The sequence below is a fragment of the Herbaspirillum camelliae genome (genome assembly GCF_001929405.1).
GTDB lineage: Bacteria > Pseudomonadota > Gammaproteobacteria > Burkholderiales > Burkholderiaceae_D > Herbaspirillum > Herbaspirillum seropedicae.
The window spans coordinates 168284-181986 of the sequence record NZ_KV880769.1 but is presented as its reverse complement, the minus strand read 5'-3'; the positions used below and the strand labels follow the sequence as shown (position 1 = coordinate 181986).

At 62.0% G+C, this 13703-nt stretch carries 12 protein-coding genes and 1 tRNA gene; 10 read left to right on the top strand and 3 right to left on the bottom strand.

All coding sequences use genetic code 11. From position 1 onward, the window contains the following. Position 1 precedes the first annotated feature (1 nt). The 5 genes from BGK68_RS00790 to BGK68_RS00770 all read left to right on the top strand — a co-directional run bounded on the left by BGK68_RS00790 (position 2) and on the right by BGK68_RS00770 (position 3636). Positions 2 to 1408 carry a cytochrome b gene (locus tag BGK68_RS00790; protein ID WP_013235977.1) on the top strand — a complete coding sequence of 469 codons (1407 nt, stop codon included), beginning with the start codon at positions 2 to 4 and terminating at the stop codon, positions 1406 to 1408. 23 nt (positions 1409 to 1431) lie between these two features. Continuing rightward, the gene (locus BGK68_RS00785; RefSeq protein WP_075255501.1) at positions 1432 to 2196 is read left to right on the top strand and encodes a cytochrome c1; all 765 of its coding nucleotides are present in this window, start codon (positions 1432 to 1434) and stop codon (positions 2194 to 2196) included. 98 nt (positions 2197 to 2294) lie between these two features. Beyond that, complete coding sequence (locus tag BGK68_RS00780) at positions 2295 to 2906, top strand: glutathione S-transferase N-terminal domain-containing protein (RefSeq protein WP_008115639.1); 612 nt, start codon at positions 2295 to 2297, stop codon at positions 2904 to 2906. Between the two features lie 132 nt (positions 2907 to 3038). Beyond that, positions 3039 to 3536: a ClpXP protease specificity-enhancing factor gene (locus tag BGK68_RS00775; RefSeq protein WP_075259640.1), complete on the top strand. Its 498-nt coding sequence runs from the start codon at positions 3039 to 3041 to the stop codon at positions 3534 to 3536. Between the two features lie 24 nt (positions 3537 to 3560). Next, positions 3561 to 3636 (top strand) — tRNA-Thr (locus tag BGK68_RS00770). A 234-nt stretch (positions 3637 to 3870) separates the two neighbouring features. On the opposite strand, the gene BGK68_RS00765 is transcribed toward BGK68_RS00770, so the two are convergent. The 3 genes from BGK68_RS00765 to BGK68_RS27255 form a co-directional block, all read right to left on the bottom strand. Next, entirely contained in the window at positions 3871 to 5376 is a 1506-nt protein-coding gene (locus BGK68_RS00765; RefSeq protein WP_075255500.1) for a sensor domain-containing diguanylate cyclase, read from the bottom strand. A gap of 527 nt (positions 5377 to 5903) precedes the next feature. Beyond that, positions 5904 to 7529 (bottom strand): methyl-accepting chemotaxis protein, encoded by a 1626-nt coding sequence (locus BGK68_RS00760; protein ID WP_075255499.1) that lies wholly within the window; start codon positions 7527 to 7529, stop codon positions 5904 to 5906. Between the two features lie 76 nt (positions 7530 to 7605). Further along, the gene (locus tag BGK68_RS27255; protein WP_143432925.1) at positions 7606 to 7839 is read right to left on the bottom strand and encodes a hypothetical protein; all 234 of its coding nucleotides are present in this window, start codon (positions 7837 to 7839) and stop codon (positions 7606 to 7608) included. Between the two features lie 177 nt (positions 7840 to 8016). Between BGK68_RS27255 and BGK68_RS00755 the strand changes: the two genes are divergently transcribed. The 5 genes from BGK68_RS00755 to BGK68_RS00735 all read left to right on the top strand — a co-directional run bounded on the left by BGK68_RS00755 (position 8017) and on the right by BGK68_RS00735 (position 13558). Next, a complete protein-coding gene (locus BGK68_RS00755; RefSeq protein WP_041311229.1) occupies positions 8017 to 9084 on the top strand; it encodes a substrate-binding domain-containing protein in 1068 nt (355 codons plus the stop codon). Between the two features lie 93 nt (positions 9085 to 9177). After that, the gene (locus tag BGK68_RS00750; RefSeq protein WP_075255498.1) at positions 9178 to 10686 is read left to right on the top strand and encodes an ATP-binding cassette domain-containing protein; all 1509 of its coding nucleotides are present in this window, start codon (positions 9178 to 9180) and stop codon (positions 10684 to 10686) included. 38 nt (positions 10687 to 10724) lie between these two features. Next, positions 10725 to 11663 carry an ABC transporter permease gene (locus BGK68_RS00745; protein ID WP_075259639.1) on the top strand — a complete coding sequence of 313 codons (939 nt, stop codon included), beginning with the start codon at positions 10725 to 10727 and terminating at the stop codon, positions 11661 to 11663. After that, positions 11660 to 12610, top strand: a complete 951-nt coding sequence (locus BGK68_RS00740) for an ABC transporter permease (protein WP_013235952.1) — start codon at positions 11660 to 11662, stop codon at positions 12608 to 12610. The genes BGK68_RS00745 and BGK68_RS00740 overlap by 4 nt, the downstream gene beginning before the upstream one ends. 30 nt (positions 12611 to 12640) lie before the next feature. After that, a complete protein-coding gene (locus BGK68_RS00735; protein ID WP_075255497.1) occupies positions 12641 to 13558 on the top strand; it encodes an SMP-30/gluconolactonase/LRE family protein in 918 nt (305 codons plus the stop codon). Positions 13559 to 13703 lie beyond the last annotated feature (145 nt).

Here is a 13703-nt window from a genome sequence, read left to right as displayed (position 1 = left end):
CATGGGAGCATTCCACGAAAAGAAGTTGCCTGACGATGCACCCGTCTCGGCCAAGGCGCTGAACTGGGTGGATTCGCGTTTTCCGCTGACGGCCACCTGGAAAGCCCATCTTTCCGAGTACTACGCTCCCAAGAACTTCAACTTCTGGTACATCTTCGGCTCGCTGGCGCTGCTGGTGCTGGTGATCCAGATCGTCACCGGCATCTTCCTGGTGATGCACTACAAGCCCGACGCCACCCTGGCCTTCGCCTCGGTCGAGTACATCATGCGTGACGTCCCCTGGGGCTGGCTGGTGCGCTACATGCACTCCACCGGCGCCTCGGCGTTCTTCATCGTGGTCTACCTGCACATGGTGCGCGGCCTGCTCTACGGCTCCTACCGCAAGCCGCGCGAACTGGTGTGGCTGTTCGGCGTGGGCATCTTCCTGTGCCTGATGGGTGAAGCCTTCTTCGGCTACCTGCTGCCCTGGGGACAGATGTCGTACTGGGGTGCGCAGGTGATCGTGAACCTCTTCGGCGCCATCCCCTTCATCGGCCCGGACCTGTCGCTGTGGATTCGCGGCGACTACGTCGTTTCCGACGCCACCCTGAACCGCTTCTTCTCCTTCCACGTGATCGCCATTCCCTTGGTGCTCATCGGCCTGGTGGTGGCGCATATCATCGCGCTGCATGAAGTGGGCTCCAACAACCCCGACGGCGTGGAGATCAAGGAAAAGACCGACGAGAAGGGCGTGCCTCTGGACGGCGTGCCGTTCCATCCGTACTACACGGTGCACGACATCTTCGGCGTGTCGATCTTCCTGATGGTGTTCTCGGCGGTGGTGTTCTTCGCCCCGGAAATGGGCGGCTACTTCCTGGAGTACAACAACTTCATTCCCGCCGACTCGCTCAAGACCCCGCCGCACATCGCCCCGGTCTGGTACTTCACGCCGTTCTACTCCATCCTGCGTGCGACCACGGCTGACTTCATGGGCTGGCTCATCGCCGGTGTGGCGGCCTATGTCGCCCTGCTGGTGTTCAAGTCGCGCCTGTCGAGCAAGCTCAAGATCGCCGCCATCGTCATCGGCCTGGCCATCATCGGCGGCATGCTCATCTTCGACGCCAAGTTCTGGGGCGTGGTGCTGATGGGCCTGTCGGTGGTGATCCTGGGCGGCCTGCCGTGGCTGGACAAGTCGCAGGTCAAGTCGATCCGCTACCGTCCGAGCTGGCACAAGTACGTCTACCTGGTCTTTGGCATCGCCTTCGTCATCCTTGGCTACCTCGGCGTGCAACCGCCGACGGCCATCGGCACCACCGTTTCGCAGGTGTGCAGCTTCATCTACCTGGGCTTCTTCCTGTTGATGCCCTGGTGGAGCGCAGCCGGCACCTTCAAGCCGGTGCCCGATCGCGTCGTCTATCATCCGCACTAAGCCAGCCGCCAAAGGACAAGAACATGACATTGCTGAAGAAAGTGATTGCCGCGCTGGCGTTGCTGCCGGCGCTGGCCTGCGCCAACGAGGGGACTTTCCCGCTGGACCACGCACCTGACCGCACCAAGGATGTTTCCTCGCTGCAAAACGGCGCCAAGCTGTTCGTCAACTATTGCCTGAACTGCCACTCGGCCTCGTCGATGCGCTACAACCGCCTGCGCGACATCGGCCTGACCGAAGACCAGATCAAGAACAACCTCATGTTCAGTGGGGAAAAGGTCGGCGACCTGATGAAGATTTCCTTGTCGCCGCAAGACGCCAAGACCTGGTTTGGCGCCGCGCCGCCGGACCTCTCGGTGATCGCTCGCGCCAAGGCATCGGAGGCGGGTAGCGGTCCGGACTGGATTTATACCTACCTGCGCAGTTATTATACGGACGACAGTCGCCCCACCGGCTGGAACAACATGCTCTTCCCCAACGTCGGCATGCCGCATGTGTTGTGGGAATTGCAAGGTATCCGCAAGGCCAAGTTCGTCGAGGAGAAGGATCCTCATGATGCCAGCAAGACCATCCACAAGTTTGCCGGCTTCGAGCAGGTCAAGCCCGGCAAGATGACGACAGCGGAATATGACAACAATGTCGCCGATCTTGTTGCTTATTTGCAATGGATGGCCGAGCCGGCGCAGAACACGCGCAAGCGTCTGGGTGTCTGGGTGCTGCTTTTCCTTGGCATCTTCGCAGTATTGGCGTGGCGTTTGAACGCGTCCTATTGGAAGAACATCAAGTAAAAACGTACAATCACGTATCCGCGCAGTTTTTGCGGAATTGCGTATCGGGGTGAGCGTTATGCGTCTCGCCCCCCTTTTGTTTTTAGGGCTCTGAAAAAATGATGGTTCTCTACTCGGGCACGACCTGCCCATTTTCGCAACGTTGCCGCCTCGTCCTGTTCGAAAAGGGCATGGATTTCGAGATCCGCGACGTGGACCTGTTCAACAAGCCGGAAGACATTTCGGTCATGAACCCCTACGGCCAGGTGCCGATCCTGGTCGAGCGCGACCTGGTGCTGTATGAATCGAACATCATCAATGAATACATCGATGAGCGTTTCCCGCACCCGCAACTGATGCCGGCCGACCCGCTCATGCGCGCCCGCGCGCGCCTGATGCTGTTCAACTTCGAGAAGGAACTGTTCGTCCACGTTCATACGCTGGAAAACGAAAAGTCCAAGGCTGCCGAGAAGAGCCAGGAGAAGGCCCGCAACGAGATTCGCGACCGCCTGACCCAGCTGGCGCCCCTGTTCCTGAAGAACAAGTACATGCTGGGCGACGAGTTCTCCATGCTGGACGTGGCGCTGGCGCCGTTGCTGTGGCGCCTGGACCACTACGGCATCGAGCTGTCCAAGACCGCGGCCCCGCTGATGAAGTATGCCGAGCGCATCTTCTCGCGCCCGGCCTACATCGAGGCGCTGACCCCGTCCGAGAAGGTGATGCGCCGTTAAGCGTCATCCGGAGCAGGCCGCGCATCGGGCCCCGAGCCTGAGCAGGCCTGTTCCGCCAGCAGTCCGATTTGCAGTTCCACCCCGGCCCAGCCGGCAGATGCGGGCATGCCGCGCATCGCACACGACACAGTCATGCAAGAAGTCTCCACCAAGCCCTACCTGCTGCGCGCCATCTACGAATGGTGCACCGACAACGGCTATACGCCGCACATCGCCGTGGTCGTCGACAGCCGCACACGTGTGCCGATGCAGTTCGTCAAGAATGGCGAGATCGTTCTCAACATCAGTTTCGAGGCCACCAGCGGCTTGAAGATGGAGAACGACAACATCCACTTTAGCGCCCGTTTCGGCGGCGTGTCGCGGGACATCCTGATCCCGGTGGAAAACGTCATCGCCATCTACGCCCGCGAAAACGGCCAGGGCATGGCCTTCGAGGCCCCCGCGCCGGCCACTGCCGAAGCCGTGCAGGAGTCGGACGCGCCGCAGGAACCAGAGAGCAGCGCACCGGTACTGTCTTCGGTGCCGCTCTCCGAGCCGGAAAAGAAGTCCGCCGACAGCGAGGAAAAGGGCGATGATGATCCTGAACCACCGAAAAAAGGTGGTCGTCCTGTACTGACCCGTATCAAGTAGGCTATAATCGCCGGCTGAAGTTTTGCTGGCTTAGCTCATCTGGTAGAGCACCTGACTTGTAATCAGGGGGTGGCGGGTTCAAGTCCTGCAGCCAGCACCAGTATTTAAAAGGGATTGCATTCGATTGGGCGCAATCCCTTTTTCATTTTCACGTCGTTTTCAAGGCGATGTAACCGCTGCGTATTCCGCAGAAACAAGCTGCCGATTTGGTGTTGGATGCTCGCCCAGAAGTCCGAGTGCATCGGTTCGAGATGCCGTAAAAAAACTGGTGGCGACTGTTCTCTTCATTATTGATCTTCTCCCGATAATATCCCCAGCGCGCCCATACAGCTCCTTAGGCCGTTGGTTCATTCTGGCCAGGATGCGCAACGCAGACGCGGTTGCGACCTTCTCTCTTGGCGATGTATAGCGCATGATCGGCAGCATTGAGCACATCCTCCATGCGCTGATGTCGCGCGCGGTTCATGGTGGCAACGCCGATACTGACGCTGATCACCCCCAGCGGACTGCCCGAGTGGGGAATCCCTCGGCTGTATATTGCCTCGCACAGCTGCTGCGCCATTAGCAATGCACCTTGTTCATCGGTCTGCTCCAGCAGCACTACGAATTCCTCGCCGCCATAGCGGCCTGCCAAGTCGTTCTGACGCTGAAGATGTTCTCGTAGAACCGCAGCCACTGCCTGCAGGACGGTGTCACCCATTTCATGGCCATAGGTATCGTTGTAGCGCTTGAAGTAATCCACATCGATGAACAGCGTCGAGAAACCCACGGTGGGACTGCGCTGGCTACGTTGCCACACAGCGAGCAACGCTTCGTCGAGGCTGCGCCGGTTCAGTAGGCCCGTCAGGCCATCAGTGCGCGCCAGGTCTTCCAGTTGCTTTTCAGCGGCCACGCGCTTGAGTAGCTCCCTGCGCACCAGCATCAGCAGCACGCCGGCCAGTGCGGTGAAGATGATCAGCAACAGCAGCACGGAATAGAGTGTGTCGTACCAGGTCTTGAAGATGAAGCGCTCAGAACGCCGGAGAAGGACAATCAAGGGGGCGTCTGGAATACGTCGGAACGTATAGAGGCGCTCAACCCCATCGGTATGGGCGCGCGCGAAAAAGTTGCCGTCATTGTCGACGAGCATCGCGCGCAGACGCTGGAAGTTCGGGTTGTTGGTGATTTCACGACCAATGGAGGACGGGTGGTAGGGTACCCGCATGTAGGTCACGCCGTCATCCGAATACAATGACATGATGCCGTCCTCGCCCAATGTCAGCCCGGTGAACAAGTCGCGGAAATAGCTCATGTCCAGCGCCATCAGTACGACGCCATCGAACGATCCGTCCTTGCGGGACAGGCGCTTGGACAGGACAACTACCGGGAGCTCGTTGCCTAGATTGGCCTTGATGGGACGCGAGATGAAGAGGCCGGCGTTTGCGCTGTCCCGATGCACTGTGAAATAGGCGCGTTCGGAGTAATTGATGACGACACTCGGTGAAGCGGAGCGACGCGAGGTCACGCGCACATAGCCATCGGCGTCCAATATGGCCAGGGCAGTGATATGGTGCGCGGCGGCGGTGCTGCCGAAAAGGTAGTTATAACGTTCTTCGTCGCTTGCGTGTGCAAGGTCCAGCGGATGCTGATAGCGGTACGCTAGCGTGTCCATGGCCAATGCGAGGATTTCCATGTTCCGGGAAATGGCGCGCTGGACAATGAGCGTGACATTGTTGGCCTCGGTGATCGCCGATATGCGGGTCTGCCGGTAACCCTCGTAGAGTGAAGCAACACAGATGGTGAGAACCATCATGATGATGACGCCCAGGATGAGCGCCAGATACTTCTGCAACCGCCCCATTTTGTTCCCCCCCGTCGAACATGAATGCACTTTACGCACAGATCCCAGGAACGAAATGGTTCCACAAGCGATTACATATCACGCAATAGCTCGCGTGTGGCCGTTTGTGTACCTGCAGCCTTCTTCACGGGCTTTCCAGATCTGTATGCCGCAGCAAGCTTCTACTGTGGCCGCTCGGCCTAGATTAACAGGAGCTGGGGATCGGTTACAGCGAAAAGCGCAGGTGCAGGAAAGCGGAGGACGGGGCGGAAGGGAGGGATACAACGTGGCGACAACGGGAAGCCCGGAGAGACCGGCAATGCTGCTTGTGCTCGTGCAGCATTAACCGATTCTTGCTTCAACATGGCCGCTGATGTGCGGGTTTGAGAGCTTTCGACGCTGGTCAGGCAGATCGACGCGCGGCCCCTTTCCGCCTGAACCGTTGGGCGCTAAGGAGGAGGGCGGGTCCAAGGCCGGTCGCCTGCACTCGAACGAAAAAGGCGCTCCGCAAGGAGCGCCTTCCTTACTTATCCCAGTGCTGCAGGAGCTCACCCCGGTGCGGGCAGCTTGGGCAATGCCGGGCTGGGCAAGGCATGCGCAGTGTTCCGGTCGTCCATCTCCAGAACAGCTCCCGCTTCCTGCCGCAGCTTGAACACATTCACAGCGCGCTCCAACTGCCGCGCCTGCTCCTGCAGCGACTGCGCTGCCGCCGTTGCTTCTTCCACCAGCGCGGCGTTTTCCTGGGTGCTCTGGTCCATATGGCTGATGGCCTGGTTGACCTGTTCGATGCCCAGGCTCTGCTCGCGGCTGGCGGCGCTGATCTCGGTGACCACGCCGGTTACCCGGCGTACGCTCTCCACCACCTGCTGCATGGTATTGCCGGCGCTCATGACCAGCTGGCTGCCGTTCTCGACCTTGCTCACGGAATCATCGATGAGCTGCTTGATCTCCTTGGCCGCCGATGCACTGCGCTGCGCCAGGCTGCGCACCTCGGTGGCGACGACCGCAAAGCCGCGCCCTTGCTCGCCTGCACGGGCGGCCTCGACTGCGGCGTTCAGGGCCAGGATGTTGGTCTGGAAGGCGATCCCGTCGATCACCGAGATGATGTCGGCAATGTTGAGCGAGGAGCTGCGGATTTCTTCCATCGTCGTCACCACCTGCTTCACCACCTCGCCGCCCTCGACCGCAATACCCGAGGCGGCGCTGGCCAGCTGATCGGCCTGCAGGGCGTTCTCGGCGTTCTGCTTGACCGTGGAGGTCAGCTCTTCGGTGGCCGCAGCGGTCTGCTCCAGCGAGCTGGCCTGCTGCTCGGTGCGCGCCGACAGATCCATGTTGCCCGTGGCGATCTGGCTGGAAGCGGCCGCGACAGTGTTGACGCCGGTGCGCACGGTCGCCACGATGGTGACCAGGTTGCGATTCATCTTGGCCATCGCCGCCATCAGATGGCCGATTTCATCGGTGCTGCTGGTGTCGATCTCGCGGGTCAGGTCGCCTTCGGCAATCGTTTCGGCCAGCTCTACTGCTTCGGCTAGGGAGCGGGCGATCTTGCGTGCGATCAGCAGGCCCATGATGGTCACCACGGCAATCACTGCCGCGCTGATCAGGATGGCGTGCAGTTGCGCCGCCGCCATGGTCTCCTGCGCCCGGTGGGCGCCGGCTTCGCTGATCTTTTCGTTGTAGGCACGTTGTTCTGCTAATGCCTTGTTCAACCTGTCGACAATTGGCTGATTGTTGCCCAGCAGGGCGCGTGCTTCATTCCACTGCCCTACGCTGGCCAGCTTCAGCGCTTGGGCTAACGACTTGTCGAACTCCTGATAACTCGCGCGAACCGCCTGGAGCAACTCCTTGTCGGTCTCGTCGGCAAGCTGTTCCTGTTCATACTTTTGCAGGGCGTCTTCGACCCTTTTCTTTGCGCTGTTGAAGCTACTTTCGATCGTGCCGCGATCCACCGAATCGGTCAGCGCAAGATAACGCCAGGTCGCGATGCGCATGCCGTTGATGCCCTGCGTGATCGCGGCCAGGCTCAACAGGCTGGGCACCACGTTTTCGCTGGCGAAGCTGGCGTCGGTATACGTGCGGTTCATCTTGACCATGTTGGCGCCGGTGAGGACGACGCAACCGATGATCACGGCGCCGATGAGGATATACAGCCGGTTGACGATGGAGAGTTTCATTGTTCTTGTTGTCCCGAAGTGATGAGTTGCAAATGGCCGCCGTGCCGCCGTGCAGATGCCATCGAGATTCGTGCTCTCACGGCAAACGACAGCAGAAAGAAGTCAGGTCAGGTGGTCTCGGCTGCGGTTGCAGCTGGTCAGCCTGCATGGAAAGCAAAATAAATGCAGCTTCACGCTGATAGAGAGACTTGGCAGTATATAGAAACAGATCGCCGCTGATTAGCCGCACATTGCCGAACAGTGTGCTCACCATTTCAGGGTAATTGTTGGTCACATGCAATGCCGGGGATCGGCAAACCGCCGTCTTCATGTGGTCTGACCATTTGACATCTTCATACCTGCTCTCTAGAATAAATCGTCATACAACTTGACCTCTGCAGGCGTGCGCCCGCCAGGCTCGAGCGGTTCATAAAGCAAAAACAAAGCAAAAAGCAGGAAAACGCGGAAGTGCAGGATGTCCGCTTTGAAAGCCAACAACGGAGACAATATGAACGCATTTGTACGGCGCCGCGGCGTCGGGCTGCAACTCGCGGCCATCGCAGCAAGCACCATCCCCCTCATGCTCGCCGCTGGTTCCGCCAGCGCCCAGGTCGCCACCGGCGACACCTCGCAAGCCAAGATCGCGCTGTCCAACAACTACGCTGCCAACGCCTGGCGTCAGTCCATGCTCAAGACCTGGGCGGCCACCGCCGATGATGCGGTCAAGCGCAAGCTGGTGGCGGCCGCACCCGCCTTCACCACCTCCGAGAACCAGCCCACCGAACAGGCCCAGCAGATCCAGAACCTGATCCTGCAAGGCTACAAGGCCATCGTGGTGGATGCGGCGTCTCCTACCGCCCTCAATGGCACCATCAAGAAAGCCTGCGCTGCGGGCGTGGTGGTGGTGTCCTATGACGGCGTGGTCACCGAACCCTGCGCCTATCGCGTCACCTTCGACTTCCGCAAGATGGGCGAGCGCCAGATCGATTACCTGGCCGAGCGCCTCAACGGCAAGGGCAACATCCTTGAAATCCGTGGCCTGGCCGGTGTCTCCGTGGATGGTGAAATCCATGCCGGCATCATGGATGGCCTCAAGAAGCATCCGGGCCTGAAGGTGGTGGGTTCGGTCAATGGCGACTGGGCCCAGACCGTGGCGCAGAAGGCCGTGGCCGGCATCCTGCCGACCCTGCCCAAGATCGACGGCGTGGTCACGCAGGGAGGTGACGGCTTCGGCGTGGCGCAAGCCTTCAAGGCCGCCAACCGCGAGCTGCCCATCATCATCCTGGGCAATCGCGAAGATGAGCTGCAATGGTGGAAGACCCAGATCCCCAGCGGCTACAAGACCTATTCGGCCTCCAACCCGCCCGGCGCGGTGACGGTGGCCTTCTGGGTGGCGCAGCAGGTGCTGGCCGGCAAGAAGATCCCCAAGGATGTCGATATCGTCGCGCCGCTGCTCTACCTGACTGCAGAGCAGTTGCCTGAGGCCCTGGCCAAGACCCCGCAGGGCGGTGTGGCCGACATCGGCTTCTCCCAGGCCGATACCGTCAAGCTGCTCGACGCGCCCAAGTCCAAGTAAGTCCAGCTCCGCCGCCGGTGGTGGCCGTCCCGCCGAGGGCGGCGCACCGGCGTTGCGGGCGCATCCACTGCATCAGAACACAGGTGATCCATCGTGAACGCCAGTCATTCCCCCTCGGCGGCCTTGTGCAGCCTGTCGCACATCCGCAAGTCCTTTGGTCCGGTCAAGGCGCTGCAAGATGTCAGCCTCGATATCCTCCCCGGCCAGTGCTGGGGCCTGGTCGGCCATAACGGCGCGGGCAAGTCCACCCTGATGAACGTGCTGGCCGGCGTGCTGGCCAGCGATGATGGCCAGATCGTCCTGGATGGGCAGGCCCAGCCCGCCTATACCACGCAGACGGCCTATCGCCTGGGCGTGCGCTGCGTATTCCAGGAGCTCTCGCTGTGTCAGAACCTCAACGTGGCCGAGAACCTGTGCGTGTTCCACCCGTCCTTGGAGGGCTGGGGATGGCGTCGCCGGGCGCGGCGGCTGGTCACGGCAAAGCTCGATGAGATCTTCCCCGGCCATGGCATCGATCCCGACCGCATCGTCGGCGAACTCAGCATCACTCAGCGCCAGATGGTGGAAATCGCCTGCGCTTTCGTGGTGGTCGATGCACCGGTGCGCCTGCTCATCCTCGATGAACCGACTTCCAGCCTCGATGCGCAGACAGCAGCCCGCCTGACCACCTATATCCGCCATCGGCTCGAGGACGGCATGAGCCTGGTCTTCATCTCGCACATGCTGGGCGAGATCTTCGACTGCTGCAATTACATCGCGGTCATGCGCGATGGCCAGCTGGTGCTGAGCGACCAGAGCGCCAACCTGAGCCGCGAAGCGCTGGTCCACGCCATGGGCCACGCCGACCAGAAGCAGATCGAGCGCCAGGTCGAACAGCAGGTCGAGCACGTCGAATCCACCGCGCAAAGCCTGCTGGAGATCGCCTTGCCCGCGACCTCGGCGGTGCGCACCCTGGCCGTGCGGCAAGGCCAGGTGATCGGCCTGTCGGGGCTGGCGGGGCAGGGCCAGACCGAGATGCTGATCCAGCTCTTCGAACGCTATCGCGGCAAGATGCGGGTGGCCTTCGTGGCGGGGGACCGCGCCCGCGATGGCAACTTCCCCTTGTGGAGCATCCTGCGCAACCTCAGCATCCGCGAGCTGCCGCACCTGGCGCGCGGCGGTGTGGTGGATCGCGCCGCCGAGCGCGAGCTGGGTCGCCAGTGGCATGAACGCGTGGCCATCCGCACGCCCGACCTGAACAACAACATGTTGTCACTGTCGGGCGGCAACCAGCAGAAGGTCTTGTTCGCCCGCGCGCTGTCTTCCGACGCCGAGCTGATCCTGATGGACGATCCCATGCGCGGCGTGGACTTCGGCACCAAGGTCGACATGTATCGCCTCATCCGCGCCGAAGCCGCGCGCGGTCGCAGCTTCGTCTGGTACACCACCGAGAACGACGAGCTGGAATACTGCGACGCCACCTATGTCTTCTACCAGCAGCAGGTCACCCTGAAGCTGGCCCGTCATGAGCTGTCGGAGGAGCGCATCATCGCCGCCTCCTTCGGCAATGCCCGCGCCGCCGCCGATGCGGCCACGGCGCCCCTTGAAGGAGCCCGAGCATGAGCGCCACCTCTGCCGTCACCGTCACTGCGCAGCGGCGCATGGGCGTGCTGTCCCGCCATGAGATCCAGACCCTGCTGCTGCCCATGGCCACCCTGGCCGTGGTGCTGGCGCCGATCTTCTGGATCAATCCCAACACCATGAGCTACTTCGGCCTGGGCTTGCTGCTGAACCTGGCCGTGCCGATGATCCTGGCCAGCATGGCGCAGTTGTGCATCATTGCCGTCAATGACCTGGATCTGTCCATCGGCGCCTTCATCAGCCTGGTCTCCTGCATCGCCGTGACCTGGCTGCCCGAGCGTCCGGTGCAGGGCGTGGCCGCACTGGTGGCCTGCGTGCTGCTGTATGCGGCCATCGGCGCGCTGATCGAATTGTTTGACCTGCCCTCCATCGTGGTGACGCTGGGCCTGTCCTTCGTCTGGGGCGGCTGGGCGCTGATCCTGCTGCCCATGCCGGGCGGGGCCACGCCGCAATGGATACAGGATGTGATGAACCTGGCCCTTCCCGTCATCCCCACGCCCATCGTCTATGCCGCCCTCATTGCCCTGTGCGCGCACTGGTTCCTGATGCGCTCCTCCACCGGCGTACGCCTGCGCGGCGCCGGAGGCAATCCCAAGGCCATCGTGCGCAGCGGCGGCTCGGTGGTGCGCGCCAAGGCCTTGATGTATGGCCTGGCCGGCGTCCTGGGCATCCTCTCGGCGCTGACCCTGGTGGGCATCACTACCTCGGCGGACGCCAACATCGCCCAGCGCTATACGCTCATCTCGATTGCCGCCGTGATCCTCGGCGGCGGCAGCTTCATCGGCGGCAAGGTCTCACCCATCGGGGCCACGCTGGGGGCGATCACGCTCGGTATCGCAGCATCCTTCCTGTCCTTCCTCAACATTGCGCCCAAGTGGCAGATCGGCCTGCAGGGAGCGATCCTGATCATCGTGCTGTCCATGCGCATCCTGCTGTCGGCGCGGGGAGAACGTCAATGAGCCGCCTGCGCAGCACGCTGGAACAGCGTCCCTGGGTCTGGTCCTTCCTCGGCGCGGCCTTGCTGTGGCTGGCCACGCTGGCAGTGGCGGGGCCGGACGCGGCGGTCAACATCGGGCTCTCGGCGTTTTCCTTCGGCGCGCTGATGGTGCTGGTGGGCCTGGGCCAGATGCTGGTGGTGACCACCGGCCCGGGCAACATCGACCTTTCCATTCCCTCCACCATCGCCCTGGCCGGTGCGCTGGGCTTGCGCACCATGGGTGGCGAGGACGGCGGCATCCTGCTGGGCCTGGTGGTCACGCTGGGCGTGGGTGTCGGGATCGGCCTGGCCAATTACCTGTTGATCCGGCTGTTGCAGATTCCGCCTATCATCGCGACGATGTCCTCGTCCTTCATCCTGCAATCGCTGGCCATCCACGTGGGCCAGGGTTTGAAGATCACGCCGCCGCAACTGCTGGCCAGCTTTGCCACCGGCTGGTTGCTGCATGTGCCGCAGCTGGCCTGGCTGGTGCTGGCCGTGGCGCTGGGCCTGGCCTGGATCCTGGGACGCACCCTGTTCGGACGCTTCCTTTCGGCCGTCGGGCAGAACGCCCGGGCCGCCTGGCTGGCGGGCATCGGGGTGGAGCGCATCCGTTGCCTCTGCTATGTGCTGTGCGCGGTGTTTGCCGCGTTGTGCGCCTTGCTGATCGCCGGCTTTTCCGGTGGCGCGTCGCTGGACATGGGCAATGAGTATCTGTTGATGTCGGTGGCCGTGGTGGTCATCGGCGGCACCAGCGTCACCGGTGGCCGGCCCAGCGTGGCGGGCATCTGGGGCGCGGCGCTGTTCCTGTATTTCACCAATACGCTGTTGAACGTGGTCGGCCTGTCGGCTGGCGAGCGGTCGGTGCTGTCGGGGTTGATCATCATTGCGGTGATCGTGTGCTCCGGCCGCCGTCGCCAGTATCGTTGAGGCGTTCCAACCTGATGATGAGGAAATCCTATGTCCCTGCCTGAGACCCCCTTCCAGCACCTCGATGCGCGCTTTCGCCGCATGGTCATCGACACCGCCCAGGTCGATTGCCTCTACACCGGCTGCCGCTGGGCCGAAGGCCCGGTGTGGCTGCCCGCCACCCAGGAGCTGATCTGGAGCGATATCCCCAACAACCGCCTGATGCGCTGGTCCGAGGGCGCGGGTGCGGGGGTGTTCCGCCAGCCCTCCAACTTCAACAACGGCAATACGCTGGACCGTGAAGGACGCATCGTCGGCTGCCTGCATGGCGGGCGCGCCGTGGTGCGCACCGAGCACGACGGCAGCATCACCACGCTGGCCTCGCACTGGCAGGGAAAACGGCTCAATTCACCCAATGATGTGGTGGTGAAATCGGATGGTTCGATCTGGTTCACCGATCCCGACTACGGGATCAACAGTGACTACGAAGGCTACCAGGCGCAGAGCGAGATCGGCGCCTGCAATGTCTACCGCATCGACGGCGACAGCGGCGAGATCAGCATCGTCGCTAGCGACCTGGAGCGGCCCAACGGACTGGCGTTTTCCACTGACGAGCGTCGTCTCTACATCGCCGATACCGGACTGACCCACCGTGCCGGTGGTCCGCATCACATCCGTGTCTTCGACGTGGTCGATGGCGTCAGTCTCAAGGGCGGGGAAGTGTTTGCCACCATCGATCCTGGCCTGGCCGATGGCTTCCGCCTCGACGCCCAGGGCAATGTCTGGACCTCGGCCGGTGACGGTGTGCATTGCTACGCGCCCGACGGCACGCTCCTGGGCAAGATCCTCATCCCCGAGGTGGTTTCCAACGTGGTCTTTGGCGGACTGCGTGGAAACCGTCTCTTCATCACGGCCACGACCTCGCTGTATGCGGTGTACCTGGCCGTCAATGGGGCCGTGCGTCCCTGAACAACGATGTCACTGCTGCGCCGCTGGGCCCCGCCGCCAGGATTCTTTCGGTTGCTGCAATACAGCATTACCGTTGCGACGGTTTTTCCGGGACGACCAGACCGATAACATGGCTGCATAGGAATGAAGCATTGATAAGCGATAC

Coding starts and splice junctions, on each gene's coding strand:
- BGK68_RS00775 (WP_075259640.1), top strand. CDS start 3,039: ATGCAAGAAGTCTCCACCAAGCCCTACCTGCTGCGCGCCATCTACGAA.
- BGK68_RS00745 (WP_075259639.1), top strand. CDS start 10,725: ATGGGCGTGCTGTCCCGCCATGAGATCCAGACCCTGCTGCTGCCCATG.
- BGK68_RS00760 (WP_075255499.1), bottom strand. CDS start 7,529: ATGAAACTCTCCATCGTCAACCGGCTGTATATCCTCATCGGCGCCGTG.
- BGK68_RS00785 (WP_075255501.1), top strand. CDS start 1,432: ATGACATTGCTGAAGAAAGTGATTGCCGCGCTGGCGTTGCTGCCGGCG.
- BGK68_RS00740 (WP_013235952.1), top strand. CDS start 11,660: ATGAGCCGCCTGCGCAGCACGCTGGAACAGCGTCCCTGGGTCTGGTCC.
- BGK68_RS00765 (WP_075255500.1), bottom strand. CDS start 5,376: ATGGGGCGGTTGCAGAAGTATCTGGCGCTCATCCTGGGCGTCATCATC.
- BGK68_RS00755 (WP_041311229.1), top strand. CDS start 8,017: ATGAACGCATTTGTACGGCGCCGCGGCGTCGGGCTGCAACTCGCGGCC.
- BGK68_RS00780 (WP_008115639.1), top strand. CDS start 2,295: ATGATGGTTCTCTACTCGGGCACGACCTGCCCATTTTCGCAACGTTGC.
- BGK68_RS00735 (WP_075255497.1), top strand. CDS start 12,641: ATGTCCCTGCCTGAGACCCCCTTCCAGCACCTCGATGCGCGCTTTCGC.
- BGK68_RS00790 (WP_013235977.1), top strand. CDS start 2: ATGGGAGCATTCCACGAAAAGAAGTTGCCTGACGATGCACCCGTCTCG.
- BGK68_RS27255 (WP_143432925.1), bottom strand. CDS start 7,839: ATGAAGACGGCGGTTTGCCGATCCCCGGCATTGCATGTGACCAACAAT.